At 69.2% G+C, this 2,934-nt stretch carries 3 protein-coding genes; 1 reads left to right on the top strand and 2 read right to left on the bottom strand.

Annotation, left to right across the window (positions count from 1 at the left end; genetic code table 11):
- Nucleotides 1-110: 110 nt before the first annotated feature.
- Nucleotides 111-518 (bottom strand): hypothetical protein, encoded by a 408-nt coding sequence (locus tag V7D28_RS14640; RefSeq protein WP_333588120.1) that lies wholly within the window; start codon nucleotides 516-518, stop codon nucleotides 111-113.
- Nucleotides 519-690: 172 nt separating this feature from the next.
- Nucleotides 691-2,235: an ATP-binding protein gene (locus tag V7D28_RS14635; RefSeq protein WP_333588119.1), complete on the bottom strand. Its 1,545-nt coding sequence runs from the start codon at nucleotides 2,233-2,235 to the stop codon at nucleotides 691-693.
- A 125-nt stretch (nucleotides 2,236-2,360) separates the two neighbouring features.
- Here V7D28_RS14635 and V7D28_RS14630 point away from each other — a divergent pair.
- Nucleotides 2,361-2,934 (top strand): sulfatase-like hydrolase/transferase (locus tag V7D28_RS14630; protein ID WP_333588118.1); only part of this gene is annotated, 574 nt, incomplete at its 3' end.

The raw sequence follows: 2,934 nt of genomic DNA, 5'->3' as shown, positions 1-2,934 counted from the left end.
CCGCGACCCCAAGAAGGACTACGCCGACAAGGTGGGCGAGGTTCGGCTGAGCTAGGCGACGCCCGCCCCCTGACAGACCGTGAGCCGCGGTCATCGACCCGGCTGACGGTCTATGGGCCGCAGGTCCACTGGCCAGGGAAGGCGCGGCTGGCGCCATCGGCCCGCTGATAGGTCAGGGTCGCCGGCCGGGGCGGAGATTCGCCGCCGCCCACCGGCTGGCCGGTGACGTCCACCTCCACCGTCTTGCCCCGACCGGCGAAGGTCGCACCCTGGATCATGCCGTCAAAGCCGCCCGGCGCGGCGAGGCGTTCCACATAGTCTCCCACCTTGACCACGCCCACGGCCGGTTGGGACGAGGCGACGTCGCCCCTGGCCAGCAGGATCACATCCTCGCCAGGGCCGGCCATGAAGCTGCAGGCCAGTTCACCGGGCAGATCCTGGGCCTCGATGTCGGCAAGGCTGAGGCCGTTCAGGACGATGTTGGAGCCGTCTCCGCCCACGGTGGCGCCCGGTCCCATCGGACGGGGCTCAGGCCCCTCGACAATGGGCGCTTGCGGCCGGGCGTCGGACGCCGGCTCAGAGCAGGCGACAAGAGCGACTGCAGCGAAGATCGCGGCGGAGGCGGAGCGGCGGGCTGACATCATCACCGCAGAAGCTGGATCGCCTGGATTGGTTCCGCGGCCGGCGCCCTCAGAGGTCGACGGGGTCGGGCAAGGCCCTGGCCATCGCTTCCAAAAGGGCCTGGGCGGTGACCGGCTTGGCCACGTGTCGATCCGCGCCGGCCGCCTGCGCCTCTTCCTGGTGGCGTCGCATGGCGTTGGCGCTGAGCATCAGGACGGGCAGGCGCGGCGCCCCCAGTTCCGCCTCCCGTGACCGGATGGCGCGCGTGGCGGCCAGGCCGTCCATTACCGGCATCTGCATGTCCATCAGCACCAGGTCGAACCTGTCCTGGGCCACACGTTGCAGAGCTTCGCGCCCGTCGAGCGCAAGGGTCAGGTCCACGCCGAACGGGGCCAGGATCAGCTCCACCACCCGCCGGTTCACCGGATGATCCTCGGCCAGCAACACCCGTCGCCCCTTGAGGCGCTCCACGAGGTCGGCCACCCCCAGTCCGGCCGCCGCAGGTGTTATGGAATCCTGCTCCACAGCCCGCGGCAGGGGCGTGACGAACCGGAAGGTGGCCCCGCGGCCGGGCTCGGACTCCGCCTCCAGTCCGCCCCCCATGAGGTCGGCCAGGGAACGGCTGATGGCGAGGCCAAGCCCGGTGCCACCGAAGCGTCTGGTGATGGTGGCGTCGCCCTGGGAAAAGCGCTGGAAGAGGCGGCTCGCCGCTTCGCCGTCGAACCCCACCCCGGTGTCGGCCACCGTCAGTTCCAGCCGGTCACCCGCGTGATCTATGCGCACCAGGACCTGGCCGGCATGGGTGAACTTGACCGCATTTGACAGGAGGTTGGTCAGGATCTGGCGCAGGCGCAGGGCGTCGCCCTCGAACGCGCCTTCGGCCCCCTCTGACCAGGCGACCTGGAAGGCCAGACCCTTTTCCAGGGCCCGCAGACGGAAGACCTCGATGGCCGGGGAAAGCTCGCGACGCAGGTCGAAGACCGAACGCTCCAGCCTCAGGGCCCCGGCCTCGATCTTGGTGAGATCCAGCACGTCGGAGACGATCCGTTCCAGCGCGACGCCGGAGCGTTCGATCAACTCCACCATCTCCTGTTGGGCGTCGCTCAGGGGTGTGCGGGCCAGGGCGGCGGTCACCCCCAGCACGCCGTTCAGAGGGGTGCGGATCTCGTGGCTCATATTGGCCAGGAAGTCGCTCTTGGCGCGATTGGCCGCCTCGGCGGCCTCCCGGGCCGCGGCCATCTCGGCCTCGGCGGCCAGGCGATCGGTGACGTCGCGGGCCACGCCGAAGACGAAGTCCCCTACCCTGCGGGCCCGCCACTCCAGGCTGCGATAGCTGCCGTCGGCATGGCGATAGCGGTTGATGAAGCCGTTGATCTCCCCGTCCGGACCGATGCCAGTCATCTTGGCGCCGCTGGGCGAGGCGTCGTCGGGATGAATGAAGTCGAGCATCCGCGCCCCTTCGAGCACGGAGACGGGATGCCCCAGGGTGCGGGTCCAGGCCTGGTTGACGCGGACGAAGCGGAAGTCCGCGTCCCGGATGCAGAGCATGTCCAGAGACACATCGAAAAAGGCGGCGAGGTCTGGGACGGTCTGCGCGACGGCAGGCAGGCTCATGCGGGTCTCCGGGTGGCGGAGAATTCAGACACCACAGGTGGTACCGCCCGGTTAATGCAGTTCGTCTGCCGATTGCCGACAGGGCGCTTTCGGGTCAGCATCGCGAAAAAGGCGGGGAGGACGTCATGGGGCGAGCGCCGAACTTCATCATCATCCTGGCTGATGACCTGGGCTATGGCGACCTCGGTTGCGACGGCGGGCGGCTCATCCGCACGCCCGAACTGGACCGTATGGCCGCGGAGGGCGCGCGGCTGACCGACTTCTACGCCTCAGCCAATGTGTGCACCCCCTCGCGGGCGGGTCTGCTCACCGGCGGCTACGCCATTCGTCATGGTCTGGCGCGGGAGGTGATCCAGCCGGCGGACACCAACGGCCTGCCCCCAGGCACGCCGACCCTGCCCAGCATCCTGAAGCCCGACTACGCCACCGCCCTGATCGGGAAGTGGCATCTGGGCCATGTCTCGCCCCACTGGCCGCCGCAGCGGTTCGGCTTCGACCGCTTCATGGGCCTGCCCTACAGCCACGACATGCGCCCCCTCACCCTCTATGCCGGCGACGGCGAGGCGCCCATGAGCGAGTCCAAGGCCGACTTCGCCAAGCTGACCCAGCACTTCTTCGAAGAGACCACCGCCTTCGTGGAAGCCCATCGGGACGAACCCTTCTTCATCCTGCTGGCCCTGACCGCCCCCCATGTGCCCC

Source organism: Phenylobacterium sp. (assembly GCF_036723115.1).
Classification (GTDB): Bacteria; Pseudomonadota; Alphaproteobacteria; order Caulobacterales; family Caulobacteraceae; genus Phenylobacterium.
The sequence above is the reverse complement of the archived record's forward strand: the minus strand, read 5'-3'. Positions and strand labels throughout refer to the sequence as shown.